Origin of the sequence: Sphingobacterium thermophilum, from assembly GCF_039541675.1 — a bacterium.
GTDB lineage: Bacteria > Bacteroidota > Bacteroidia > Sphingobacteriales > Sphingobacteriaceae > Sphingobacterium > Sphingobacterium thermophilum.
Genome location: NZ_BAABGR010000015.1, coordinates 424777 through 449812, shown reverse-complemented (window position 1 = coordinate 449812; position 25036 = coordinate 424777). Strand labels below are relative to the sequence as shown.

Here is a 25036-nt window from a genome sequence, read left to right as displayed (position 1 = left end):
AACAAACTTTAATTATTTCCCTTCAATAGGCCGTTTGTTGGATATTTTCATACTAAAAATCACCCAGCAAACAGCCATGGATATTACCTATTTCTTATTTTTTACATATTTCTCTAGCCACTGGTGTTGTTCCCAAAATGTATGAAGAACACCTTCACGACTTCTATAACCATGGAATTCTTTAGGCAACATCACTAAGCGTACTATACCTCCATGACCTTTAATCGCCGCATACAGACGTTCACTCTGTATTGGAAAGGTTCCTGAGTTCTCATCGTCCATACCATGTGTAAGCAACAAAGGTCTCTTGATCTTAGGAGCATAATTAAACGGGGACATCTTATCATAGGTTTCTTTTGCTTCCCAATAGGTACGTGCCTCTCCTTGGAAACCAAAAGGGGTGAGCGTACGGTTGTAGGCACCACTACGTGCTATACCTGCAGCAAAAAGATCCGTATGTGCCAGTAGGTTAGCCGTCATAAAAGCACCATAAGAGTGTCCTCCCACACCTATCCTATCGCGGTCTACGACTCCCATCTCCGCCACATAATCAATCAATGCTTCCGCATTATCTTTGATTTGTTCTACGAAAGTATCATTTGGTTCGGCTGATCCCTCACCTACAATAGGCATATCGGCCTGATCGATTACCGCATAACCTTGCGTCACCCAATATACCGGTGAACGAAAAGCTAAACGCGGGAATTTATGAGGGGAGCCTTTCACCTGACCTGCCGCTTCCTTAGTTTTGAATTCTCGAGGATATGCCCAGATGAATGCAGGTAGGGGCGTATCGCCTTTTTTGAAGTTTTCAGGAAGATATAGTACTGCTGAGAGGGTGAGGCCGTCCTTCCTCTTGTACGACAGCAGCTGCTTCTTAACATTTGCAAGGCTTGGATATGGATCTGCAAAGTCGGTAATCTTCTGCTCTTTCTTATTCTTCAGGTTGATGGCAAAAACATTAGGAGCATCTTTGGCCGACTCTCTAGACACATACACCACTCCCGTATTGTTAAAAAAGAGCGGCTCCTCATAATATCCTCTTTTTGACTTATATAAAGTATCCTGACGTCCGTTGTTGACATTCCACTTCATCACAAAAGGTCTATCACCTTCGGGAGATGCCCCTTGGCCTTTTGTGAAGACAGCTCCCTTGCCATCTGTTAATAAGAATCCTTTTTCATTCTTGATGAATGTTCCCGGATCGGTATAGGTATCTTCGGACTTGCGTGTTGATAAGACTCGAATCACTTGGTTTGTTGTCGTATTCAACAAAGTAAGTTTTGACGATCTGTCCTTTCTCCAGTTTTCTCCCACAATGGCAAATCCATCACCCCATTCAATACTACGGATGCGGTAGTTGCCCGAATAGATTTTCTGTGCACCGGAAAGGTCGAAGGGTGCAGCAAGCTCAAACAGTTCATCACGAACATCCGATTTCACATTAGGATTACCCTTATCCAAGGCCTGCACAAAAATCAATGAAGCGCCCTTATCTTTACGCCATTGAAAATCACGAGGGCCATCCAATACCGCATCAAAACTGCTTGGCAGTTTGTCCGCCAACGGAAGCGTATAAATATCTTTCACCTTCGAGCCAGTAGAGGAATAAACCGAAACTTCCGAAGGGAATAGATGTATAGGAACTAAATATGAGTAAGGCCTTACCACTTTCTGTATCAGCAGATATTGTCCGTCAGGAGAATAAGATACTGATTTGAACATACCTTTGACACCTAAAGGTCTAGCATTGCCGGACAGGTCAACCAGAACCAACTCGGAGCTAAGATAATATTCCATTACCCTTTCGTCATAAGCGTTGGAAAGCAAATTCTGGTATGTCCTGGAAGGAGTAATACCTCCTAGGTTTTCCTGCACCACAGGACCTGTGGGTACTGGGTTTTGTACCGGCACCTCTCCTCTGCTGGTCACTACCTGCTGCACGAGCAGTGTATTACCATCCTTTGTCCATTGGAAAGTTGTTCCATAAGTATCATTTACTTTACTAAGGATTTTTTTTGCTGTCTTGCTGTTTAGGTCCGCTATCCAAAGTTCGGTATCCTGTAAGGATTTATTTAAGAAAGCAAACACGCCGGGCTGTGACGACCATTTGATGTCGGCCATACCTAACACTTGTGGTAGTCCTGCAATAGAGAATTCAGCTTCTGTCTTCAAATCACGTACTTTTATTCCTTTATATGTTCCAGGATTTTCCGCTACCGTCGTGTTCGTTAGAGGATTTATCCTTAATCCTGCTACACCTAATACCGGCTGCGATATCTGCTCTATTGTTTGGAACCCTGGCACATCAAGCACCAGCATATAACGGCCGTCCGGACTGAAATTTTCCTCCGGGATCTGCGGCGCATCTACCAAATCTACTATAGACTGAGGAGGCAGCTGATATTTGATAGCCTCCTGTGCATAGCCTAAAGAAGAGGTGCATAAGAAAGCCAGGACAAAGCCTGCCTTCCAATAGTTCTGTTTAGTTTTTCTTATAAAATTCATCTGCATCTTTATTTAACTGTATCATACAATCCTTCGGCATATATACCATATGTCCTGCTTTATAATAGGTGAAAGATACCTTTTCTTTTTGTTCTGGACGAAGGTTCATATGTTTCACCACGTATTCCGCAGCATGGTAAGGTGTAGCTAGGTCATAATATCCTGCGATAACCCACACTTTTAGGTTTGGATTTTTTGACATAGCTTGTCTTAGCAACTCCGAAGCATTCAGATATTTGTTCTGTACATTGTTATAATTCCACTGCCCTACGCCGCCTGAAAAATCATAAGGAAGATCGTTTTTATATTTCAATTCCGTACGGACGAAGTGGTTGAAGGCAGAAGCAAAGGTTCCTGCAGTATTTCCTGCCGGGTCGAATTCCATTCGTTCGCCGCTATCATCATAGTCACGTCCCACGGCACGACTATCCAACCGCCCCACGGTATACCCCTCATCTCTTCTCAATTCTTTACAGAACTTATGGATATTGATACGAAGGTTTGTTTCCAAAATATATTTTTTGGACAGACCGGTGTAACGTGCTAATTTGGTAGCTATCTGATCTTTTTCTTGGTCTGTAAGATCTGAACCTTTGTTCAATGCAAGAATATATTCGGTATTTGCAAATTTTTCCACTTCATCCAATGTTTTGCGCAGGTTACCCATCAGACTAGGTTCAAGCTTTTTGTGATAAAATGCTGTAGCTGTATAGGTAGGCAAAAATAGATGGTACGGCAAATCGTTGCCGATTTCAAACCTAGCTGTCTGCATATTCAAAATAGAGCTCAGCATAATCACACCGTCGAAGTACATGCTGTAGCGGTTTTGAAGGTATTGCACTAGTCCTGCTGCACGCGGGGTACCATAACTCTCTCCCATAATATATTTTTTGGAAGCCCAGCGTTCATATTTTGTCACATAAAGACGTATGAAGTCTGCCACGGAATGGACATCTTCGATATAACCGTGAAACTGCTTAGGGTCTTCCCCTTTTACCGCTCTACTATATCCTGTAGATATGGGGTCTATGAATACCAGGTCAGTCTTGTCTAGCCATGTTTCCGGATTGTCGCCATAGCTATAAGGATATACAGCATCTCCTTCATCTGTCAGGGTAGGACGCTTCGGTCCCATAAAACCCATATGTACCCATACCGAGGCAGAGCCTGGTCCACCATTAAAGGCAAAAGTTATAGGTCTGTCCTTTTTGTTGGTCGCTACATAAGCGACAAAGAACACGTTTCCTTTAGGGTTACCATCCTCATCTTTAAGCTGAATATATCCTGCCTGAGCTTTATATTCAATAGTTCCCGTGCGTAGCTTGGCAGTATGCTTGGTTTCAACAACCCCTGGAATTATGGCTGAATTGGACGTAACCACAGTAGTGTCGTGTTTAAGTGTTTCGACAGCTTTGTTTTTACTGTACTGAGGTCCTCTCGGAATGGTGGGCGCCAAACTTTGCGCCACACCTTTTCCAAGAAATATATTAGCAATAATGAAACTTAACAATAGAATGTTTTTCTTCATGGCAGATATTTTTAGTTGTTTTCCATTAAACTATTCAGTATCAATTCGGCAGCAGGAATAGGAAGAATATATTCCGGCGCGCTCGGTGCTACTGCGGAGATAGCATGCTGTGACTTGGCGGGAATGGTTAATCCTAAGCGCATGATATCGCCGTTACGAAGCCCTTCGCCCAAGAACTCTATACGTCTTTCTTCAATGATTCTGTCCAGATATTGCGAAACATTCGCAAAGGAAGCTGCAGAAAGTGATGCTCCTTGGTTAGATCGGCCATAGACAGCGTTGAACAAGGCCAATGAACGTACATCGATGGAGTTGGTATTGCGTGCTAATGCCTCCGCCAAATTCAACAACACTTCCGAATAACGTATGACAGGTACATAGTCCGTATACGGTGAAGCCTGCGTAAACTTGGTCAACCAAGCTTTTCCTGTGGAAGTTCCTATTTTGGTAAGCCCTCTTCTGTCATCCGTACTCGCCCATACCGAAGAGGCATATATCCCTTCTACCTTATTCAAAGAATATTCTCCCGCTCCGTTGCTACTTGCCGTACCGCCATCACCTGTCCCTGGAAGATAATATCTAGAAAGGGCATTACCTGGCGCATCCCCATTGGTGAACGGCATAGAAAAGATAGACTCCGTCGTGGTGTACGGCGGTTTAAACACATCCGCAATATTAGCTTCCAACTTGTGCGCAACACCAGAACTAGCAGTGAAAGGAGCTGAACTCGAAACTATCTTATTGGCTTCTGCGATAACTTTAGGATAGTCGCGCATGCTCAGATAAACGCGTGTCTTTAAAGCTATTGCAGTATTTTTATGCGCTCTGACCGTATTTAAAAATGCTGAAGAATAGCTTGCAGGCAGATTTTGCTCTGCAAAGTCCAGATCTTCCAACACTTGCTTGTAGGTGTCTGCCACCGAACTTCTTGCCAGATCATAATTTCCGGACGCTGTATTTCCTGTTAGACGCAAGGGTAATCCTGGTTTACTCCCGTTGCCATCCCAGTAGGGTCTGGCATATAGCTGCAATAGGTTATAATACGTAATGGCGCGGATTAGGCGAGCTTCGGCTCTATAACTTGTAGCGGTGTTAGCATCTAGCACAGCATCGCCACCTTTGTCCATATTGTCCAGAAAAACATTCACTTTATTAATACACGCATACATGGCCTCCCATATATCTCCCACATCCGATGTGGTAGTCTGTGGAAGCATAGAATACATGGTAGAACCCGTAGCGGCATTCATGTTGCTACAGTGAAACTCTCCAGTACGTATGTCCGAAACAATCAAAAACCAGCTTCCATAATAGCGGCTTGCTTTCATGCTGGCATACAATCCATTTATCTGGTTTTGAATACGCTCAGGCGTACTAAAGGCCGTAGCATCCGTAATCAACGTAGAGGGCTGTGGATTCAGCCATTCTTCTTTTCTACAACTGCTGAACAATAAAGCTAGTCCAGCAGTATATAATAGGATAGATTTACTTGATCTCATGTTTTAGTTCTTTTATTGATAGCTCTTAAAACCCAATATTTAACCCAAAAGTGTATGTTCTAGCATTTGGCGCTTGGTTTTTATCTATACCTTGACGTATGGCGTTATTACCGTTGGTGGTCACATCAGGGTCATATCCTGTATATTTAGTCCAGATAGCTAAGTTCTGACCGCTCACAAAAACACGTGCCGTATTTAACTTCATCTTGCTTACCATACCTCTAGGAAGGTTATATGAAAGCATGATGTTTTTCAGGCGCAAATAGTCTGTAGAAGCGACATTATGTGTAAGAGGCAAAGTGTTGCCGTTAGACACGTTATCTTCTTTCACCACTCTTGGAATATCTGTCTGGTCACCAGGCTTTTGCCATCTACGCAAGATATCTGCCGAATTGTTCCAGAAACGTAAATCCCGCATAGTAGCCTGTGTACCATTCATCATATATCCGCCTAACTGATAGGTAAGCAATACATTCAAATCAATACCTTTGTAGCTGAAGGTGTTAGACCATCCTCCGAACACTTTCGGAGAAGTAGGTTTATAAGGTTTGGCATCATCCGAGGGGGTAATAGCTCTGGCACGTGTTCCGTCTTCGTACTCCCATTGGTATTGTACGCTATTCGTACCATTGATGCTGTGTTGGTAAAACACTTTACGTCCTTCTCCGTCGATGAAGATTCTTCTTCCTGTGGCTGGATCTACGCCAGCCGTCTCAATGGCGTACAACATACCGGCAGGCTTACCAAGCGTAGTAATGGTCATTCCGTCCAAGGTACCCAAAATAATACTTGACACACCGTTGGCCAACGATACTACCTCATTATGATTCGTGGTAAGGTTGAAAGAGCTATTCCATTTGAAATCTCCTTTATTGACAGGAGCGCCACTGATGGTAAACTCCACCCCTTCATTATACATTTCCCCTACGTTCTGAAGAATACTGTTTGCCGTACTGTTCGGAATACCAACAGAAGGAGGAAGCGGCACAGCCAAAATCAATCCATCTATCGAATTTTTGTAGTAACCAATCTCTCCTGTGATAGCCGAGCCGAATAAGCCAAAATCCAAACCTAAATCAAATTTCTTACTCGTCTCCCATTTAAGATTCGGATTTCCTGTGACCGAATATGTTAAGCCGGCTTGCCCTCCGTACAGCACTGCCGAGTAGGTGTTCAAAGCTCCAAAATCGCTTAACCCTCCTACATTACCCACTTTGCCATAACTGCTGCGCAGCTTGAACACATTGAAAGTTTCCCCGATCGAGCTTTCTTTCCAGAAAGATTCTTTGGCTACATCCCATCCTCCTGAGAAGCCCCAGAAGACACCTTTCTTGTTGTTAAGTCCCAAAGCGGAATATTCATCTTGTCTCAGGTTAGCTGTGATATAATATTTTTTCTGATAATCATATTGCAAACGAGAGAATAAGGAATGTAGGTAGTTGTTAATTTCCTGATTGTTAGTTCGGTAATCGAAAACATTCTGCCATCCCCCTTGGATATTGGAATAATAAGGGTCTGTCTGGCCCCTACGTTCCAAACCGAACATAGAACCTGTGGTTCGCTGCTGTTCCTGCCCCAACAACAGGTTAAAGGTATGTGAATCAAAAGAATAATCGAAAGTCAATGTATTGGTCCACACCCATCTTTGACGTCTTGAGCTTACGCTGGAAGCAGAACCGTTGTTGGCCAGCCCCTCACCCGATATTGGAGAATAGTAGTTAGAATAATCTACATTACGGTAGTCGATACCATAAACTGACTTGAAGGTTATCCATTTTAGCGGTTTCAGTTGCAGGTAAGCGCTCGACTGCACATTATTGCCGTAGTTGTTTGAATAGTTGTTTTCCAATGAGATGACAGGGTTATAAAAACCGAGTCTTGATTCATTGAGATGCCCTACATTATCCATTAACCCGACAAAACCATTCGACGTCACGTTGAAAGTGCCATCGTTGTTATAAGGACCGACGATAGGAGCTGTCATCAGTGCCAGACGAGCCATGGCTCCCGAAGAAGATGATGACTGGAAAGAACCACTACTGCCCGCTCCGGTAGACATGGCGGCCTTATTGTTTTCGTTGACATAGTTCAACTTAACCCCCACCTTCATCCAATCCGTAGTGGTATTGTCAATGTTGAACATGACAGACTTTCTGTCAAAACCATTTTTTTGGAATATACCCTCTTGGTTGGTATAAGACGCCGAACCAAAATAGTTCGTTTTATCCGTAGCACCGGAAATGTTCACATTGTGACTGTGTGACATTCCCGTCTGATAGATATAATCATACCATCTTGTGTCGATGATATTTCCGTTAGCATCTCTGCTGAAACCGAAATAGTTTGTATTCTCATTATATGTTCCAGCATTTTTCAAGGCCTCATTTTTGATTTCTATATATTGTTCTGCATTCAATAGTTTAGGAAGCCTATTAGCCATAGTGTAGCCTAGCCATCCTTCGTAATTCACACGCGTAGCTCCCCTCTTACCTTTTTTGGTGGTTACGAAGACCACACCATTGGCTGCGCGCGAACCGTAAATACTTGTCGCGGCAGCATCCTTGGCAATATCTATACTTTCAATATCTGCTGGATTGATTGCCGACAAAGGATTGGCCGACGCATAGCTAGGGCCTGAGTCGTCATTATCGTTAAATGCCGGAACACCATCTATCACGACCAAAGGATATGTGCTTAAAGACAGAGAGTTAGTCCCTCTAATCTTAAAAACTGGTGCCTGGTTCAATACCCCCGCACTTGTGTTCACCTGAACTCCCGACGATCTTCCACCCAACGCTGCATCGAAACTTTGAACAGGCGTCTTGGCCACATCATCTCCCTTCACTGAAGTCAAACTTCCCGTAGTCTCCTTTCTACTCTGCGTACCATAACCTATTACCACGACCTCTTCCAAATCTCTGCCACTTGCATTTAACTGGATTCTGAGATTTTGCTGATCACGTACAAATACTTCCTGCGTCTCATATCCCACGTGACTGATGATAAGAACACACTCCCGCGGCACACGGATAGTAAATTCTCCCAATCCATTTGTGGATGTGGCTTGTCTGCCATTTTTTACTTTGATAGAAGCTCCGTCAACAGGCTTGCCGGACTCATCGAGAACCGTACCTTTCAACTCTCTTTCATTTTGGATAGAATAATTATACAGTGGAGTGGCCTGCATAACTTCCGGGCTGAGAAAAAGAGACATCGCTATGAGCGAAAATTTGCTAAGACTACTGCGTTTTTTAGCACGTACGTATCTCAGCCACAATAATTTAGAACATTGTTTCATAATTGGGTGATTGTTAGTTAGGTGTAGTAATTAAGCTGATGTTACTAAAAAAGACAGAAAAATAATCGGAGGTCTGATCTTATGGGCTCATTTCTCTCATAATTTAAAGTTATATATGGGTTAGTTATGATTAAATATATGGATTTCTTAAAAAAATCAATCATTTTTTTTAAGAAAATAGCATATACAACAAAAAAGATACAAAAATTTTAAAATCTACAACATCACACCCCTCTTTTTTACCAAAAACATATACAAAACAACATAACAAGAGCCAAAAAACACTCAAATAGAGCTCAAAACAATCCAAAAACAGCAATAAATAAACTTTAAACACCCCAAAAACACTTTTATATATCATTTGATTGCTAAAACAACAACTTTATTATAAAATCCTTTTAGCATATTTATTATAAAACAAAATCCCATAAGCCGCTTCTTTATCTCAATACCCTTCTCTCTTTTGAATCGTTATGATTGTATAAGTCGCGTGCAGAGTATTGCCAAATAAAAAAAATCCTATGCATTTATACGCTCAGTTGCATTAGAACTCCATAGGTATACGAAATGGGAGAGATTCTAAGAGTTCGGAAAAAGAGGGAATGCCGGAGGAAGAACCGGCTACTATACCTCTCAGAATATGTTTTTCAACTATGGAGCGCTGAAAGATGAGAATGATACAACAACACCACGCTCTTCGGGTCTCATCAAACTTCAAAGTGTGAATTATAGTTGTACAGAGATTCAGAAGTATTCATGCTATCATCCTTCAGGGATGATTGGTCGGCTTACGAGCCGAAAATTTTGGACAAGGATTTTGATACGACAAACTTCAGATAGTAAGGTATCATATGCCTACTCTTCCGTGTCCGAGCCAGCTTGCCCGCGGCCCTCTATTTCTTTCAAAATTTCAGCTCCGATAAGGTTGACCTCTTCATCCATTCCAAACATTGGTAATCCCGTTTCAGGATTTAGCTTAAGCCAGTTTGTGTCGGTATCTTTCACAATTTGTACGTATTCTTTTCCGTCCTTGAAGATAGTGTAGGTATCTTTTTCTTCTGGAAAAACAGAATACACGACATTATAGATTTCTATATCAAAAGGTTCTTGAAAGCTCATCTTATTTCTATTTGTTTGTACAAAGGTACTATTCTCTTGTAAGAAAAAAGACCAAAGTTTTGCAATAAAAAATAAGGATTCCTTATATTTATTTGACCAATTATGAACATCCTCGACAAAATTGCATTGACCAAGATAAAAGGTATTGGTCCTAAACTGAGCCGAACATTGTTGGCTTACTGCGGTTCTGTTGATGAAATTTTTTCTTGTTCAAAAAAGCAGCTGATGGCAATTCCCGGCATCGGCGAAGCGGTGGCAAGTACCATACTTTCAAAATCCTATCTCAAAGAAGCGGAGGAAGAGTATCACTTCATCCAAAAGCATAATATACAGGCCTTATGGATAGAAGACAAAGAATACCCCAAACGATTGAAAAATTGTGAAGACGCTCCCCTTCTGCTGTATTTCAAAGGTAATACCTCCCTCAACCCTTTTCGTAGTATCAGCATTGTAGGCACCAGAAATGCTACTTCCTACGGCAAGAAGATTTGTGAAGAGTTTATTCGTGAGATAAAGGATTACGATGTACTAATCATTAGCGGCTTAGCCTATGGTATCGACGGCGCTGCCCACCGTGAAGCACTAAAAAATCATATTCCCACCGTTGGGGTATTAGGACACGGTTTGGACCGCATCTATCCCTTGGCACACCGAGATCTAGCTACAAAGATGTTGGACAATGGCGGACTGCTCACCGAATTTCCGTCAGGAACAAGTCCCGACAGACAGAATTTTCCTATGCGCAACCGCATCATCGCAGGACTAGCCGATGTTACCATAATCGTAGAAGCTGCACTCCAAGGGGGAGCCCTGATCACCGCAGAAATTGCCAACACCTACAACAGAGATGTATGTGCCTTCCCCGGCGCCATAGATCAACATTTTTCTGCCGGATGCAACTATCTGATAAAAACACACCGCGCTCACCTTATACGCAATGCTGAAGATCTGGCCTACCTCATGAACTGGGAAAAGAGAGAGGACAGAAAACCTCTGTCCAAACAGCTTCCTCTTATCCCGGAAGATATGACTAAAGACGAGAAGAAAGTTTTTGACTTCATCCGAGAAAGCGAACAGGCCTCCATAGACGACATAGCCCTGCATTGCGATTGGCCACAAAGTAAGCTGGCTATAGTTCTTCTGGAAATGGAGATGAAAGGCATTCTGATATCTTTACCCGGAAAAACATATAAATTAATCTAAACCATTATAAACGAATCTATGACTACAGAAAAACATCAAACCAAAGGAATCTGGAAAGTAATCGGAGCTTCCTCCTTGGGAACACTTATCGAATGGTACGACTTCTTCATCTTTGGTAGTCTCTCCATTGTGATTTCGACAAAATTTTTTCCATCAGACAACCCTACGGCAGCCTTTCTTTCGACACTTGCCACCTTTGCGGCAGGATTTGTCGTAAGACCTTTCGGAGCTCTATTTTTCGGACGTCTGGGAGACCTGATAGGACGAAAATACACTTTCATGGTCACCCTGTTGCTGATGGGAGGAGCTACCTTCCTTATCGGATGTATTCCTAGCTACGAGACCATAGGCTTTTGGGCTCCTTTTATCGTACTTATCCTGCGTCTATTGCAGGGCCTAGCTCTAGGTGGAGAATATGGAGGTGCAGCCACTTATGTGGCCGAGCATAGCCCTAACGGACAGCGTGGTTACTGGACCTCTTGGATACAGACTACAGCAACTTTCGGGCTTTTTATCTCCCTAATAGTTATCCTTGCCACTCGTTCGCTGATGAGTGAAGAACAGTTTGAATTGTGGGGATGGCGTGTTCCTTTTCTTTTATCTATACTTATGGTATACGTTTCCTATCTGATTCGAAAAAATATGGATGAGTCTCCGGAATTCAAACAAGCTAAATCAGAAGGCAAGACTTCAAAAAATCCGCTGAAGGAGAGCTTTGCCAATAAATACAATCTCAAGTTTGTGTTGCTGGCGCTCTTCGGGGCAGCGATGGGACAAGGAGTAGTCTGGTATACTGGACAATTTTACTCTATGAGCTTCATGAAGACGGTCATGCACCTGCATACAGATCAGGCAGACACCATCCTAGGTATAGCTCTTCTCATCGGAACACCTTTCTTCATCGTTTTCGGATGGCTATCCGACAAAGTTGGAAGAAAATGGGTGATGCTCGCCGGCATGGCCTTAGCCATTCTCACCTACCGTCCCATCTACGAAAAGATGTATCAGCTGACTAACGTTGAAAACAAACAAGAGATCACGGACAAGAAAGAAGAATTCTTTGAAGTAGTACATACCGAAAAAGGCAAAGATGAAATAGTGACTGAAAAGGTGTACTATACTGACCGCTCTGTCCTTACCACGACAAAAACCAAACATATAGTGGACAACACCACCCAAATCATCAGCAAACAGACAATAACCATCGCAGGATGGAATTACATCAAGCTAATCCTACTGATTTTTATTCAGGTCATCTACATAACACTGGTGTATGGACCTATAGCCGCCTTCCTTGTGGAACTATTTCCAGTAAAGATTCGTTACACTTCGATGTCTCTGCCTTACCACATAGGCAATGGCGTCTTCGGAGGATTGCTTCCTGCTGTATCGACTTATCTAGCAAGCAATGCCCAAGCCTCTCAAGATAGTGAATTCTATCTGGCCGGACTGTGGTACCCTATTATCATTTCAGCCGTATGTTTTGTCATCGGCTCCCTATACATTACTAAAAACATGTATTCAAAAAATCTATAACCATGGAACTGATAAAAAGATTATTAGGAATAGCTTGGATAATATTGGCACTGTTGGCTGCCTACTTCTGCATCGTGAAATTTGGTTTTCCAAAGCTGCAAACAGGCCATCAGGAAGATCTGGTCTTCGGGCTAATTATCGTCTTCATCCTTACGCCGATTATCTCGATAGGACTTGGAGTATTCGGATATTTTGCGTTGAAAGGAGAATTCCACGAGGACAAAATGTAATTTTTCAGGCTGAACTTCAACAGGATAGAGCATTCTTTATATTTTAAATTTTGTCTATCTCAAAAATTTCCTATTTTTGCGGTGGGTAAGTCCTTTACGACCAGCTCCCTATGACTCCCCCAGGATGGGAACATAGCAAGGGTATTAGGTTGAGCGGTGCGATAAAGGGAGCTTGCCCACTTTTTGTTTTATACCTATCCATCTTTCCTGCACTATCCTTTACTACTTTTGACCTTTAAGTTTTTCTTTTAGCATATCTTTTCGTTTATTTGTAGCTAGAACAAACACGATTATATGAGTTGGTTTAAAAGAAATAAAGCAGGGATCAGAACTGCAACACAAGACAAAAAAGAGGCTCCAGACGGTATGTGGGACAAGTGTCCTTCGTGTAAAAAACCTCTTTTGAACATTGAACAAATCGAGAACAAATACGTTTGTCAATATTGTGGTTATCACATTCGTATAGGTTCGGCAGCATATTTCTCTATCTTATTTGACGACAATCAATTTACAGAACTATTCCCTAATCTTACTGCAGGCGACCCTCTAAATTTTGTTGACAGCAAACCCTATCATGAAAGATTAGCCGAAAGCCAAGTGAAGACCGGTCTTAAAGACGCTTTACGTTCGGCTCATGGCAAGCTTGACGGCCACGAAATCGTCATCGCCTGCATGGACTTCAACTTTATCGGTGGATCCATGGGCTCGGTAGTAGGTGAAAAAATCGCCCGTTCGATAGATTATTGTATAGAACACAAACTTCCTTTCATGATGATCTCCAAGTCAGGAGGCGCCCGCATGATGGAAGCAGCTTTCTCCCTGATGCAGATGGCCAAAACATCCGCCAAATTGGCTTTGTTGAGCCAAGCCAAATTGCCATACATCTGTCTGTTGACAGACCCTACCACAGGAGGTGTGACAGCTTCTTATGCCATGCTGGGCGATATCAATATAGCTGAACCGGGAGCACTCATAGGCTTCGCAGGACCGCGCGTAATCAAAGAAACAATCAAAAAAGACCTTCCTAAAGGTTTTCAAACATCGGAATTCGTCCTTGAACACGGATTCTTGGACTTCATCGTAGACCGAAGAGAATTGAAACAAAAGATTTCAACATTCCTAAAATTAGTAAAATAAAAAAGTAAGAGCCTTTATCGTTGACAAAGGCTCTTACTTTTTACAGATATTTTCTAAAAGCCCACCTCTTACGCTGCTTTAGATACCCTATATTGGATTCATGCGCGAAAGCTTCCCGTTCAAAGGAAATGTTACGGTATGCTTTGTCGAAATTTTTATGCCGGAGAAAGCGGAAAAGAAACTCCAATACATACCATAGATAAAAACCTACGACAAAAAGTTCCAAAGCCTGACAAATATGTATACGTTCGTGATTCAACAGTATAATATCCTTCTTCAATCCCTTTTTATAGATAAAAATAAAAGGGAACAAGGTAATGGCCTCGGCCTTTCCCAAAGAAAAAAAACGGGTCCAGAATCTACTTACAATGACCTTACCTTTCATAAAACTCTTATTGCTCAAACAAACGTATAAATTTTAGCCGACTTTCTTAATTCATTCCTAGATTGTATATTTGTTTTCAGTATCAAAAACACGTGAAGCTTATGCCTTACAAAGAACGAGAAATCAACAAGTTGTACTACACAATGGGAGAAGTAACCAAAATGTTTGGCGTTAACGCTTCTCAGATTCGTTTCTACGAACGTGAATTTGACATTTTACAGCCCAAAAAAAATAAAAAAGGAAACCGTCTCTTCACCCAAGAAGATATAGCCAACCTGAAAATTATCTTCAACCTCGTTAAGGAGAAAGGCTATACCCTCCAAGGTGCCCGCGAGTATCTGAAAGCCAACAAAACAGAAGCAAAAGAGAACCAACGTGTCATTGATTCTCTGGAGCGTCTTAAATCTTTTTTGATAGAAGTTCGGGACAGCCTGTAAGCTATTTCAAAAATTCGAGGACTTTGTCCACCATTTCGGTACTGCCTATGATGGCCGGTACACGCTGATGTAGTTCCTTTGGCTTAATGTCGAGTATACGTTCCGTTCCTGTGGTAGCCTTGCCTCCGGCCTGTTCGACGATGAAAGCAATAGGGTTACATTCGTACATCAGCCTCAGCTTTCCATTAGGCTGCGCAGAAGTCTGTGGATAGATAAATACTCCCCCCAACAGCAGATTACGGTGTATATCGGCGACCATAGAACCGATATAACGTGACGTATAAGGTCTGTTGGTCGCTTTGTCCTCTTCCTGACAGTATTTGATAAACTGTTTAATACCTTGCGGAAACTTGACATAATTGCCTTCGTTGATGGAATATATCTTTCCACTGGAAGGGATTTTCATGTTGGGATGTGAAAGACAGAATTCGCCGATGGAAGGGTCTAGTGTAAAACCATTAACCCCTTTTCCCGTAGTATATACCAGCATAGTAGAAGAACCATAAATGATGTAACCAGCGGCAACCTGCTCTACCCCTCTTTGTAGAAAATCCTCTTCAGTCACCTTATGTCCAACCTCACTCTTACGTCTGTAGATGGAGAAAATCGTCCCTACAGATACATTGACTTCAATATTGGAGCTTCCGTCCAACGGATCTATGCAGACTATATACTTGGCGTTTTTGGAGATTCCTTCATCCACCAATACCACTCCCTCCTCGTGCTCTTCGGAAGCCACAAAACAACATTCTCCTCCACTTTTCAAGGCAGAAATAAACTGTTCGTCGGCATATACATCCAGTTTCTTCTGACTTTCACCAAAAACATTTTGGTTTCCATGGTCGCCTAAGATGTCTACAAGTCCTGCTTTATTGACTTCTCGGTGTACTATTTTGGCTGCAATACCTATATCTCTTAACAAACGAGATAACTCTCCTTTGGCATAAGGAAAATCAGCCTGCTTCTCGATAATAAATTGGCCTAGTGTTTTTATAGAACTCATAATCACATGGTTATCGCGATAAAAATAGAGAAGTTTTTTATCTTCTCTTGAGCTCTATAATTTCCAAATTTTCAATTTTACCTGCTACCAAATCAAATCTCATCAACGTTCTGACTTTATGCCAACCATGATAACCGGCAGCCCCCGGATTTAAATGCAATAATTGTAATTTTTCATCAAATTGAACTTTCAAAATATGGGAATGTCCACAGATGAAAAGCTTTGGGGGATTACGTTGTAGTTCTGCTCTGACCTGTGAGGCATAGCGTCCCGGATAACCTCCTATATGTGTCATCCATACATCCACACCCTCACATTCAAAACGCAAATGCTCAGGACATACCTGCTGTATATCTTTTGTATCAATATTACCATATACCCCTCGGAAAGGCTTGAAAGCCTGCAGCTTCCTTACTACATCTATTGAGCCGAAATCCCCGGCATGCCACACCTCGTCGCATTCTTCAAAATATTTAAACACCGCCTCATCCAAGTAACTGTGAGTATCCGAAAGCAGACCAATTTTCTTCATACGCTAGAAAGCCAAAAAGTAAGGTTTCAACACTTCTCGATATCTATCCGAATAGATACCCTTTTCCTTATAAATGATAAACTCTTCTTCACTAAGGAGTCCTCCCTCCTTACGAGAGAGCGTGATGATACATCGTATTGTCTCTGTATGCTCGAAGGATTTTATATTTATCTTTCTGTGCAAAACAAATTTATATGTGTGGGATTGGAATATAACCTCTTTTGCAAGTTCTGTAGGCAGTATCAAAGACAAAGATCCTTCTGACCTAAGATTATTTGCCGCAAACCGCAATAGCCCGTCAAAAAAATCAAAATCCGTATGGCGAGCAATTTTTTTCCGCGCATTGGGATTGTGAAGGGAATTGGTATAAAAAGGAGGATTGCTTACTATGAGATCATACGTATTGGCGCCATCCAAGAGGTGAAACGTACCGGACGCAGCTTTCAGCCTCTCATGAAAGACAGAACGACTAAAATTTTCCATGGCGCGCAAGTATGCCGTTTCGTCGATATCTACCCCTATCACCTGTGCCGTAGGATAGCGTTGAGCCAACATCAAGGCTATGACCCCTGTCCCGGTCCCTATGTCCAATATCTGCGGCTCAGCTGCCGAGGTGTCCATCTCCAATAAGGCACCCAACAACACCCCGTCGGTATTGATTTTCATCGCGCAGTCACGCTGTTCTACATCAAATTGCTTAAATTTAAAAACGGAACCCATCGCTACAAAGGTAGCTTTTTTATAGATGAGGAAATTATTTTAAATCAATATATTGAATAAAGTAGCTAACATGAAAACCATCCTGCTCACTCTCCTTATGGTATTCTTTCATTTCTTCACCGTTTATGCACAGAATTCCTGCGAAAGAATGACCTCATCCTTACTACCAAATTTCAGGGATAACCTTATCAAAAATGACTATAACAGAATACAAAATTTCCTAAATACTTGGCAAGCAGCTTGCGGAGAACAAGAAATCATATTGCGTACCAAAATTATTTATGCTATCATACAGCATAACAACACTGCCGAATTCGTAGAGCGCTATGTAAACCTGCTATACGACAGAAGGCTCATGCAGCGCTTCGATGATGCCGCTACCCACGATTACCAAGTTCGTTATGCCAGTAACCCCGCAGCTTACGATTTCGTTCCACTGCGCCACCCCATAGATTCCCTCCTTAAAATAAAAGCACATGCTCTATTACATTCCACAAGCTACAACCATATTTCAGACCAGGAACGTAATATGTTGTATCTTTTTGCCGACAGGTTTGAAAATTACACCTCCACCTCCGAAAAGATACCTCCAGCTACCTCTACCCCTAAGCATGGTACCCCTATAGACCGTTCTTCGCATACCTTCGGTGTACATGTGGGAGCCTTTTCTCCTCTGGGGAAAAACAATATTTTCCGTACCTCCCCAACCTTAGGAATTTCTTTTATGCGAGGATTAGATTATACCTTTATCTACGAAATAGCCTATAAGCTGACCATCCAATCCTCTCCTGAGAATATAGAAGTGGATTTAAATGATGAAGTGAGAATCATTTCTCCTACGACTACCCATTTCTTAGGAGTAGGAGGAGGTTTCAAAGTCTTTGACGATGGTAAGTTTACTGTTTTGCCCAAACTGAAATTGGGGTTAGGGATTATCTATACAGGACTTACAGAGACAGAATCATATTTCGATGACAATGGCTTCGAAAATACACGTGAGGCCATGCGCAATATCAACACGCTACAAACTTCTGTAGGTTGCTCTTTGGTTTGGCATCTGCGGAAAAAGATGTTTATAGGCGTGGAAGGCAACTATCATTATGTGCCCTATGGGTGGGATAGCAAGCTGCTATCCCCTATTTCATCGCATTACGGCAGTGTAGAGCTTTTTTCCGTTTTTAGTTTTTAAGCAAGCGCTGGATTTCGTCCAATTTCATCAGAGCTTCCACAGGCGTAAGCGTATTGACATCCAAGTTGTTGAGCATATCTCTGATTTTCTCAAGTATTGGATCGTTGATAGAAAACATTTGGAGCTGGTAAGCCTGTTTTTGTAGCTTACGCATGCTGTTTTTGATCTGTTCCCCTCCTGTACGTTCCTGTTCCAGACGTTTAAGGATTTCAGTAGCTCGCGCCACCAACTTCGGCGGCATGCCGGCCATCTTAGCCACATGTATCCCAAAGCTGTGTTCAGAACCTCCCGGCATCAGTTTGCGCAGGAAGATCACTTTATTGTTGACCTCTTTTACCGTGACATTGTAGTTTTTGATACGCGGCATGGAAGTGTTAAGTTCGTTAAGCTCATGGTAGTGCGTAGCAAAAAGAGTCTTAGCCCGTGCGGAAGGATGATTATGTAAGAATTCCGCTATCGCCCACGCGATGGAAATACCGTCATAGGTGCTGGTACCTCGACCTATCTCATCCAGAAGTATCAATGACCTGTCAGACAGGTTGTTCATGATACTTGCCGTTTCGTTCATTTCCACCATAAATGTCGATTCACCCGAAGAAAGGTTGTCCGACGCCCCCACGCGAGTGAAGATCTTGTCCACATAACCTATGTGCGCTTCTTTTGCTGGCACAAAACATCCTATCTGTGCCATAAGAACTATAAGTCCTGTCTGACGCAATAGCGCCGACTTACCGGCCATGTTAGGTCCGGTGATGATAATAATCTGCTGGGTGTCTGGATCCAGATAGGTGTCGTTCGTAATATAATCTTCACCGACAGGAAGATTTTTTTCTATCACAGGATGGCGACCTCCCTTGATATCGATGATCTTGGAGTCGGTCACTTCAGGCTTTACATAGTAATTCTTCTTGGCTATGTTGGCGAAATTCAGAAGCACGTCCAGCTTTGCCACTAGCTGAGCGTTCAGCTGGATAGGTTTGATATATTCAGCAATGGCCAACAGAAGCTCCGAATAAATGCGGTTTTCGATAAGCTGTATCTTCTCTTCGGCTCCTAAAATCTGTTCTTCGTATTCTTTAAGTTCTTCGGTGATATAGCGTTCGGCATTAACGAGGGTCTGCTTGCGAATCCAAGTGTCCGGAACTTTATCTTTGTGCGTGTTAGTCACTTCCAAATAGTAACCGAAAACGTTGTTGAAAGCTATTTTCAACGAAGGAATTCCCGTAGCTTCCGACTCGCGGCGTTGGATTTCCAAAAGATAATCTTTACCGCCAAAGGCCACCTTACGCAGCTTGTCCAGCTCCTCATCCACTCCTTCGGCAATGACATTTCCCTTGTTCAACGCTACAGGAGGTTCGGGCTGAAGGGTATTCTCTATTTTTTCACGGATGATATGGCAAGGGTTCAGTTGTTCGGAGATAATACGCAACGCCTCAGACTGCTGCACATTCGTCAGCACCTTCAGCTTCTCTATGGCGTAAAGCGAACGCTTAAGCTGTGTAATTTCGCGAGGATTGGCTTTCTGTAGTCCTATTTTAGAGATTAGGCGCTCTAAATCTCCTACCTGCTTGATCTCTTTTATTAGCTCTTCACGTAGTTCTTCATGCTGATACAGGTACTCCACCACATTCAAACGCTCCTGAATGGCTTTGACATCTTTCAATGGCATGACTATCCAGCGTTTAAGGAGCCTCGCTCCCATAGGAGAAGAGGTTTCGTCCAGCACGTCTGCCAAGGTTGTAGCGTTTTCATTGTTAGACCCGATGAGCTCTAGATTGCGGATGGTAAACCGGTCCAGCCACATATACTTATCTTCCTCTATACGAGAAATTGTAGAAATATGCTGAAGGTTACGATGTTCCGTCTCATTAAGATAATGAAGGGCTACACCTGCCGCCACAATGCCTACCGACATACGGTCTATACCGAATCCTTTTAGGGATTTAACCTCAAAATGCCGTAAAAGTGTCTCCGTAGCATAATCGCCACTGTAAGGCCAATCTTCTAGATAATAGGTATAATATGATGAGCCGAACTGCTCCAAAAATTCTTTAGATTGTCGTCGTGGCATGATCACCTCATTAGGCTTGAAGCTCTGCAACAGCTTATCCACATAAGAGGCATTACCTTGGGCCACCAAAAACTCCCCTGTGGAAATATCCAAAAAAGAAATCCCCACGGTATTCTTTTCAGTATAGATGGAAGCCAGATAGTTGTTAGACTTCTGCTGCACTATATTTTCACCATAGGACACGCCCGGCGTTACCAGCTCGGTTACGCCACGCTTCACTATAGTCTTTGTCTGTTTAGGATCTTCCAGCTGGTCACATATGGCTACACGGCAACCGGCACGTACCAGTTTTGGCAAATAGGTTTCCAAAGAATGGTGAGGAAAGCCGGCGAGGGCTGTTTCCGACTCTGAGCCGTTGCCTCTCTTAGTCAACACAATACCTAAAATATTGGCTGTCTTGACAGCATCTTCGCCAAAAGTCTCATAAAAATCACCTACACGAAACAGCAATAATGCGCCAGGATACTTAGCTTTAATGCTATTATATTGCTGCATTAAAGGGGTTTCTTTCTTTGCCTTTGCCAATGGAAATCTAATTTTGTTGAAGCGTAAAATTAAGACAAATGACCTGATTTGACAAATCTGTTGCCCCTTATTAACAGGAATTAGGGGAAGGAATCTAAAACAAAGCTATGCCTCTTTGGGTTTACGCAGAATCTTACCCATAGCTTTGCCTTTGGCCAGCTCATCTACCAGCTTATCGAGATAACGCACATTCAGTGTCAAAGGATTGGTTATGCCTTCCACACGGTAGCCACAGATAACTCCCGTAATGAGATGGGCATATTCATTCATCTTGGCCTCTGCAAAAAACTGCTCAAAAGTTGTCTTACCTTCAATATGCCGTTGTATTTCTTCGGACGAATAGCCTGTAAGCCACGATATGACCTCGAGGAGTTCATCTTCCGTGCGGCCTTTCTTCACCACCTTAGTGACATAATGAGGATAGACAGAGGCAAAAGACATGCGTGCTATACGCTCATCGTGATGTGCTGTATCTTTCATAATCTAAAATTACGTCAAAATAAAAACTTATAAAACTCTTTCACCCAGAAAATTACCTTTTCAAAAGCATATATGTCCATAAAACTTGTTCAATTTTTAGTTAGGTTTGCATCCAAATAGGGTTAGAATGGCTATCAAAAGAACACGAACTTCTAATAATCGTCAAAAAACGAACAGCAGAAAAACATCGTCTTCATATCTTTCCTTGCTCAAAAGATGGACACTACGCATCGTCATCGGCTTTTTTGCCATAACAATCTTTTGGGTTATAGCCCTACGCTTCGTCAATCCGCCAATTACTTATCTGATGATTAAGAGAGGTTTCGAGTGGAAGGCTGCAGGCAAAGGTTTCAAAATAGAAAAAAAATGGTTGGACTACGACGATATGTCCAACAACTTGAAACGAGCGGCCATCGCCGGAGAAGATGCGCATTTTATGACCCATAATGGATTCGATACAAAAGCTATTATGGAAGCTTTTGAAAAGAACAAGAGCGGCAAGCCCTTACGGGGGGGATCTACTATCTCCCAGCAGACGGCGAAAAATGTCTTTCTTTGGCCACAACGTTCGTGGGTACGTAAAGGCCTAGAAACTTACTTCACCTTTCTCATAGAGCTCTTTTGGTCCAAAAAAAGAATTTTGGAAGTGTACCTCAATGTCATTGAAATGGGACAAGGTGTATACGGCGCAGAAGCTGCTGCCCAATATTATTTTGACAAGTCGGCACGTAGCTTAACGAAAAAAGAAGCAGCACTAATCATCGCTATCCTTCCCAACCCAAGAAAGTGGGATGCCCGTCGCCCTTCGCGCTATGTAAACTCTCGCGCCAACAGCATAGTAAGGTATATGAATCATTACACCATACCAGAATAAAAAAGGGAGCTATTAGGCTCCCTTTTCTTATGATAGCTAATCTTAATTACCTATTTTTCCATATAACATATCCATTGGATTTGTCACAGATCTTATAGCGGCAATAGGATAAACAACCGACGGATCACTACTAGCCACCCATTCTATGGTAAATTCTTTCTCTTCTCCTGCACCAAAAAGATTATTCACCGGAGCAACTTGATTAGCACGTGTATTCCAGTTGTTACCACCATCAATACCTATACGTTTCAAAAATATTCTATTGCCTTCCATTCTATAGCTGTAGCTAGCTGAAGCCACATAATTCGTTCCACTAGCAGTGTAACCGATATAGAAAATAGCCGTTGTACTATTGGTCAACTGGAAATACATAGTACTAATTGAACGACCGGAGGCAACGAATAATTCCCGCACCTTATTGAAAATATGTTCATTAGCTGTTACACCTGGTACCGGGTCGGAAAGAATACGCTTGTTGGCCTTATTGTACCCAAAGGTACTTAGGATTGAAAGAATAGGCACGTCATTGCTTTTCAACTCATACTTATTTCCATTATTGTCCAAAATCCATACCTTACCTTCCTCTTTTTTTGCCGAAGTAAGAACGGTTTGTCCAATCGACATTGCATAAGGAAACAATAATCCATCTATGTCAAATCCAAATTTACCGGTAACAGAATTAATTTCCTCCTCATTTATCATGTACTCGGCACTGATTTTCTTTGAGGAATTATCTATTACAAAACTTATCTTATTGTTTATTCCCGGCAAATTAATATACGGAAATTTCAATCCTGAGATAAGACTTTTTGTATCATTAATGTTAGAGGTATAAGACGTTTTGAAAGCATTGCTTTGAGAACTGTTCAGGCGAATCAGCGTAAAGTTGTTTTTATATCTTTTACCTCTTAGGAATACCGAGTCTTGACTTGAACGTATATATTCAAATTCTACGTCACTCTGCAAGCCGTTGGCTGATGTTGCTCCAGGTACTTTAGCTCCTGGGTCATGCAAGAGAGAAATATAATTATACGTATCAAAGATCAAGGAAGCATCCATCACCCATTTCACTCGAAAAGTCGAGTTTTTCAACTCTGAGGATGTCTGATCATTGATATCTGATAACATCTCTACGGTATTATTGTTATTGAACTTCACATAGAAGGCATATCCTCCTCCCAAAGAGGTGGAGAGCACACCTTTCCATCCATTGGGTTCTCCTATAAGGATTTCTTGAAGTTCTGTCAATCTTTTACCTGCTCTCTCCTCAGGAGCTTCTTCGAAAATCTTCGCTACTTCTGTTTTTCGACAAGAAGCTAAAGAAAGAACAGCTAACCCCAATATCAAATATCTTCTCATAATATAGTGTCTTATTGTTTTATAATATTACCAAAAACATAATTGCTTGGATCTCCTTTTACATAAAATCCACCAACGTTAGTAAAGTCGATAGCTTCTACATCATGAATCCAATCCAATACAAAGGTATTGCTGGTTAGATAGGTTTGTAAAGCTGTCACTCCTGAACCAATTGTTGATGCGTTAGCATATGCACCGGAAGTGCCGCGTTGCTCAACTTTGGTGAAGGTTATTTCATTTTCTGCATTTATCGAATAGTTGTAAGAATAGTTAGCCAAATACGTAGTTCCAGCAGTATTGGTATAGGTTACTACCACTTCCAGCTGGTTATTAGGACCGAATTGGAACTCAATATTGTCCAATCTCCGGTTGGCATTTCCAACGGCAGCAATGCCGGCTCTAACATTTTCGTACACCGCATTGAAAGCTTCTGATGTAGGATATTTAGAGTTATAGACAGCTAAAGGATCTATCTTAATACCAGAGATAAGTGTTCCTTGACGCAACCAATATCCCAAGGAGAAAGCTTGATTTTCATTATAACGCTCTACAACAACCTTGGCGAATTCTTTTTGAAGCTCTCTGAAATCGATATTAAAGTATTGCTTAAAGTAATCAACCACCAGGGCTTCTTTGCGTTTTAGCTTGGAGTAGGCATCAGCACCCGATGCTTTTGCATAATTATCATAATACAGTTGCCCCTCCACAATAAGATGGGCTACCACCTCTGCAAAATCTTCTCCCGGAGCACTCCTAGCGTATCTTGAAATAAATCCTAAAGACCTTGAAACAGACTCAGGGTTAGAGGTATTATTGGTCCAGTCCGCCTCGTAGTCTCCTTTAGTCACTTGCTCAAATGCCGGTGGAATAGCGATCATTTGGTTTATGATATGTGTAAACTCATGGTGAATAGTTCGCATTTTTCTTCTCACCTGAGCCGCATTAGAGAAATTAAGCTCATTAAGCTCATATAAAACCACCTTTCTACCCCCTTCTGCTGTACCTAAGGTAATACTTCCATTAGTATTGTATGAGGGAGAACCGTATAATACAAACTGTTTAGGCGTATATTGTTTAATAAACGCTTTTCCTGCTACGCTCTCATACACTTTCAGATAAGTATATAAGATGGCTTCTACCGTAGGCTTTACGCGTTCCAGTTCTATAGGCGAGATATTACGTTCTGGATCTGTTTCGTTTCGGTCGAAACGATAAATCAGCTCAATATTATAAGGGTCCGTAAGTGTAGATTTAATCCAATTATCCAACTCGGACTTAACGGGTGCATCAATATTATATTGCGTAATATCGACATCAAGCTTCTCCTCTTTAGAGCAAGAGAAAAAGATTAATGCACCTACGAATACGCTATATCGGAATAATACATTCAACTTTTTCATAAT

20 protein-coding genes and 1 other RNA gene are annotated in these 25036 nt (G+C 42.0%); 8 read left to right on the top strand and 13 right to left on the bottom strand.

Annotation, left to right across the window (positions count from 1 at the left end; all coding sequences use genetic code 11):
* Positions 1-87: 87 nt before the first annotated feature.
* From ABD873_RS07860 to ABD873_RS07840, 5 genes are all read right to left on the bottom strand, one after another.
* The gene (locus ABD873_RS07860) at positions 88-2508 is read right to left on the bottom strand and encodes an alpha/beta hydrolase family protein (RefSeq protein ID WP_345066932.1); all 2421 of its coding nucleotides are present in this window, start codon (positions 2506-2508) and stop codon (positions 88-90) included.
* On the bottom strand, positions 2486-4036 hold the full coding sequence (locus tag ABD873_RS07855; protein ID WP_345066929.1) for a S10 family peptidase: 1551 nt from the start codon (positions 4034-4036) through the stop codon (positions 2486-2488). The genes ABD873_RS07860 and ABD873_RS07855 overlap by 23 nt, the downstream gene beginning before the upstream one ends.
* Before the next feature lie 11 nt (positions 4037-4047).
* Positions 4048-5535: a RagB/SusD family nutrient uptake outer membrane protein gene (locus ABD873_RS07850; RefSeq protein ID WP_345066926.1), complete on the bottom strand. Its 1488-nt coding sequence runs from the start codon at positions 5533-5535 to the stop codon at positions 4048-4050.
* A 25-nt stretch (positions 5536-5560) separates the two neighbouring features.
* Positions 5561-8833, bottom strand: coding sequence for a SusC/RagA family TonB-linked outer membrane protein (locus ABD873_RS07845; RefSeq protein WP_345066923.1), 3273 nt, complete (start codon positions 8831-8833; stop codon positions 5561-5563).
* A gap of 855 nt (positions 8834-9688) precedes the next feature.
* Positions 9689-9952, bottom strand: coding sequence for a hypothetical protein (locus ABD873_RS07840; RefSeq protein ID WP_345066920.1), 264 nt, complete (start codon positions 9950-9952; stop codon positions 9689-9691).
* Between the two features lie 102 nt (positions 9953-10054).
* Between ABD873_RS07840 and dprA the strand changes: the two genes are divergently transcribed.
* The 5 genes from dprA to accD all read left to right on the top strand — a co-directional run bounded on the left by dprA (position 10055) and on the right by accD (position 14058).
* Complete coding sequence (gene dprA / locus ABD873_RS07835; RefSeq protein WP_039054318.1) at positions 10055-11155, top strand: DNA-processing protein DprA; 1101 nt, start codon at positions 10055-10057, stop codon at positions 11153-11155.
* Positions 11156-11173: 18 nt separating this feature from the next.
* A complete protein-coding gene (locus ABD873_RS07830; protein WP_345066916.1) occupies positions 11174-12691 on the top strand; it encodes an MFS transporter in 1518 nt (505 codons plus the stop codon).
* A 2-nt stretch (positions 12692-12693) separates the two neighbouring features.
* On the top strand, positions 12694-12921 hold the full coding sequence (locus tag ABD873_RS07825; protein ID WP_197053691.1) for a DUF6814 family protein: 228 nt from the start codon (positions 12694-12696) through the stop codon (positions 12919-12921).
* A gap of 83 nt (positions 12922-13004) precedes the next feature.
* An RNA gene (gene ffs / locus ABD873_RS07820) (signal recognition particle sRNA small type) lies at positions 13005-13102 on the top strand.
* A 113-nt stretch (positions 13103-13215) separates the two neighbouring features.
* Entirely contained in the window at positions 13216-14058 is an 843-nt protein-coding gene (accD, locus tag ABD873_RS07815; RefSeq protein ID WP_039054319.1) for an acetyl-CoA carboxylase, carboxyltransferase subunit beta, read from the top strand.
* A 40-nt stretch (positions 14059-14098) separates the two neighbouring features.
* Here accD and ABD873_RS07810 read toward each other — a convergent pair whose 3' ends face one another.
* Positions 14099-14443: a hypothetical protein gene (locus ABD873_RS07810; protein WP_345066910.1), complete on the bottom strand. Its 345-nt coding sequence runs from the start codon at positions 14441-14443 to the stop codon at positions 14099-14101.
* A gap of 101 nt (positions 14444-14544) precedes the next feature.
* Between ABD873_RS07810 and ABD873_RS07805 the strand changes: the two genes are divergently transcribed.
* Complete coding sequence (locus tag ABD873_RS07805; protein ID WP_039054321.1) at positions 14545-14880, top strand: MerR family transcriptional regulator; 336 nt, start codon at positions 14545-14547, stop codon at positions 14878-14880.
* Position 14881: 1 nt separating this feature from the next.
* Here ABD873_RS07805 and fbp read toward each other — a convergent pair whose 3' ends face one another.
* The 3 genes from fbp to ABD873_RS07790 are packed head-to-tail and all read right to left on the bottom strand — an operon-like array spanning position 14882 to position 17135.
* Complete coding sequence (fbp, locus tag ABD873_RS07800; RefSeq protein ID WP_039054322.1) at positions 14882-15883, bottom strand: class 1 fructose-bisphosphatase; 1002 nt, start codon at positions 15881-15883, stop codon at positions 14882-14884.
* A gap of 37 nt (positions 15884-15920) precedes the next feature.
* Positions 15921-16415, bottom strand: coding sequence for a metallophosphoesterase family protein (locus ABD873_RS07795; protein ID WP_039054323.1), 495 nt, complete (start codon positions 16413-16415; stop codon positions 15921-15923).
* Between the two features lie 3 nt (positions 16416-16418).
* Positions 16419-17135 carry a tRNA1(Val) (adenine(37)-N6)-methyltransferase gene (locus tag ABD873_RS07790; RefSeq protein WP_345066903.1) on the bottom strand — a complete coding sequence of 239 codons (717 nt, stop codon included), beginning with the start codon at positions 17133-17135 and terminating at the stop codon, positions 16419-16421.
* A gap of 70 nt (positions 17136-17205) precedes the next feature.
* Between ABD873_RS07790 and ABD873_RS07785 the strand changes: the two genes are divergently transcribed.
* On the top strand, positions 17206-18324 hold the full coding sequence (locus ABD873_RS07785; RefSeq protein WP_345066900.1) for a hypothetical protein: 1119 nt from the start codon (positions 17206-17208) through the stop codon (positions 18322-18324).
* On the opposite strand, the gene mutS is transcribed toward ABD873_RS07785, so the two are convergent.
* On the bottom strand, positions 18314-20890 hold the full coding sequence (mutS, locus tag ABD873_RS07780) for a DNA mismatch repair protein MutS (protein WP_345066897.1): 2577 nt from the start codon (positions 20888-20890) through the stop codon (positions 18314-18316). The genes ABD873_RS07785 and mutS overlap by 11 nt on opposite strands.
* A gap of 135 nt (positions 20891-21025) precedes the next feature.
* Positions 21026-21400 carry a DUF2200 domain-containing protein gene (locus ABD873_RS07775; RefSeq protein WP_345066894.1) on the bottom strand — a complete coding sequence of 125 codons (375 nt, stop codon included), beginning with the start codon at positions 21398-21400 and terminating at the stop codon, positions 21026-21028.
* A 127-nt stretch (positions 21401-21527) separates the two neighbouring features.
* On the opposite strand from ABD873_RS07775, the gene mtgA reads away from it, so the two are divergent.
* Positions 21528-22274, top strand: a complete 747-nt coding sequence (gene mtgA, locus ABD873_RS07770; RefSeq protein WP_345066891.1) for a monofunctional biosynthetic peptidoglycan transglycosylase — start codon at positions 21528-21530, stop codon at positions 22272-22274.
* Between the two features lie 42 nt (positions 22275-22316).
* Here the strand turns inward: mtgA and ABD873_RS07765 are convergent, their stop codons facing one another.
* Positions 22317-23633, bottom strand: a complete 1317-nt coding sequence (locus ABD873_RS07765) for a DUF4302 domain-containing protein (protein WP_345066887.1) — start codon at positions 23631-23633, stop codon at positions 22317-22319.
* Between the two features lie 11 nt (positions 23634-23644).
* A complete protein-coding gene (locus tag ABD873_RS07760; protein WP_345066884.1) occupies positions 23645-25033 on the bottom strand; it encodes a substrate import-associated zinc metallohydrolase lipoprotein in 1389 nt (462 codons plus the stop codon).
* Positions 25034-25036 lie beyond the last annotated feature (3 nt).

Coding starts and splice junctions, on each gene's coding strand:
- ABD873_RS07860 (WP_345066932.1), bottom strand. CDS start 2,508: ATGAATTTTATAAGAAAAACTAAACAGAACTATTGGAAGGCAGGCTTT.
- ABD873_RS07855 (WP_345066929.1), bottom strand. CDS start 4,036: ATGAAGAAAAACATTCTATTGTTAAGTTTCATTATTGCTAATATATTT.
- ABD873_RS07850 (WP_345066926.1), bottom strand. CDS start 5,535: ATGAGATCAAGTAAATCTATCCTATTATATACTGCTGGACTAGCTTTA.
- ABD873_RS07845 (WP_345066923.1), bottom strand. CDS start 8,833: ATGAAACAATGTTCTAAATTATTGTGGCTGAGATACGTACGTGCTAAA.
- ABD873_RS07840 (WP_345066920.1), bottom strand. CDS start 9,952: ATGAGCTTTCAAGAACCTTTTGATATAGAAATCTATAATGTCGTGTAT.
- dprA (WP_039054318.1), top strand. CDS start 10,055: ATGAACATCCTCGACAAAATTGCATTGACCAAGATAAAAGGTATTGGT.
- ABD873_RS07830 (WP_345066916.1), top strand. CDS start 11,174: ATGACTACAGAAAAACATCAAACCAAAGGAATCTGGAAAGTAATCGGA.
- ABD873_RS07825 (WP_197053691.1), top strand. CDS start 12,694: ATGGAACTGATAAAAAGATTATTAGGAATAGCTTGGATAATATTGGCA.
- accD (WP_039054319.1), top strand. CDS start 13,216: ATGAGTTGGTTTAAAAGAAATAAAGCAGGGATCAGAACTGCAACACAA.
- ABD873_RS07810 (WP_345066910.1), bottom strand. CDS start 14,443: ATGAAAGGTAAGGTCATTGTAAGTAGATTCTGGACCCGTTTTTTTTCT.
- ABD873_RS07805 (WP_039054321.1), top strand. CDS start 14,545: ATGCCTTACAAAGAACGAGAAATCAACAAGTTGTACTACACAATGGGA.
- fbp (WP_039054322.1), bottom strand. CDS start 15,883: ATGAGTTCTATAAAAACACTAGGCCAATTTATTATCGAGAAGCAGGCT.
- ABD873_RS07795 (WP_039054323.1), bottom strand. CDS start 16,415: ATGAAGAAAATTGGTCTGCTTTCGGATACTCACAGTTACTTGGATGAG.
- ABD873_RS07790 (WP_345066903.1), bottom strand. CDS start 17,135: ATGGGTTCCGTTTTTAAATTTAAGCAATTTGATGTAGAACAGCGTGAC.
- ABD873_RS07785 (WP_345066900.1), top strand. CDS start 17,206: ATGAAAACCATCCTGCTCACTCTCCTTATGGTATTCTTTCATTTCTTC.
- mutS (WP_345066897.1), bottom strand. CDS start 20,890: ATGCAGCAATATAATAGCATTAAAGCTAAGTATCCTGGCGCATTATTG.
- ABD873_RS07775 (WP_345066894.1), bottom strand. CDS start 21,400: ATGAAAGATACAGCACATCACGATGAGCGTATAGCACGCATGTCTTTT.
- mtgA (WP_345066891.1), top strand. CDS start 21,528: ATGGCTATCAAAAGAACACGAACTTCTAATAATCGTCAAAAAACGAAC.
- ABD873_RS07765 (WP_345066887.1), bottom strand. CDS start 23,633: ATGAGAAGATATTTGATATTGGGGTTAGCTGTTCTTTCTTTAGCTTCT.
- ABD873_RS07760 (WP_345066884.1), bottom strand. CDS start 25,033: ATGAAAAAGTTGAATGTATTATTCCGATATAGCGTATTCGTAGGTGCA.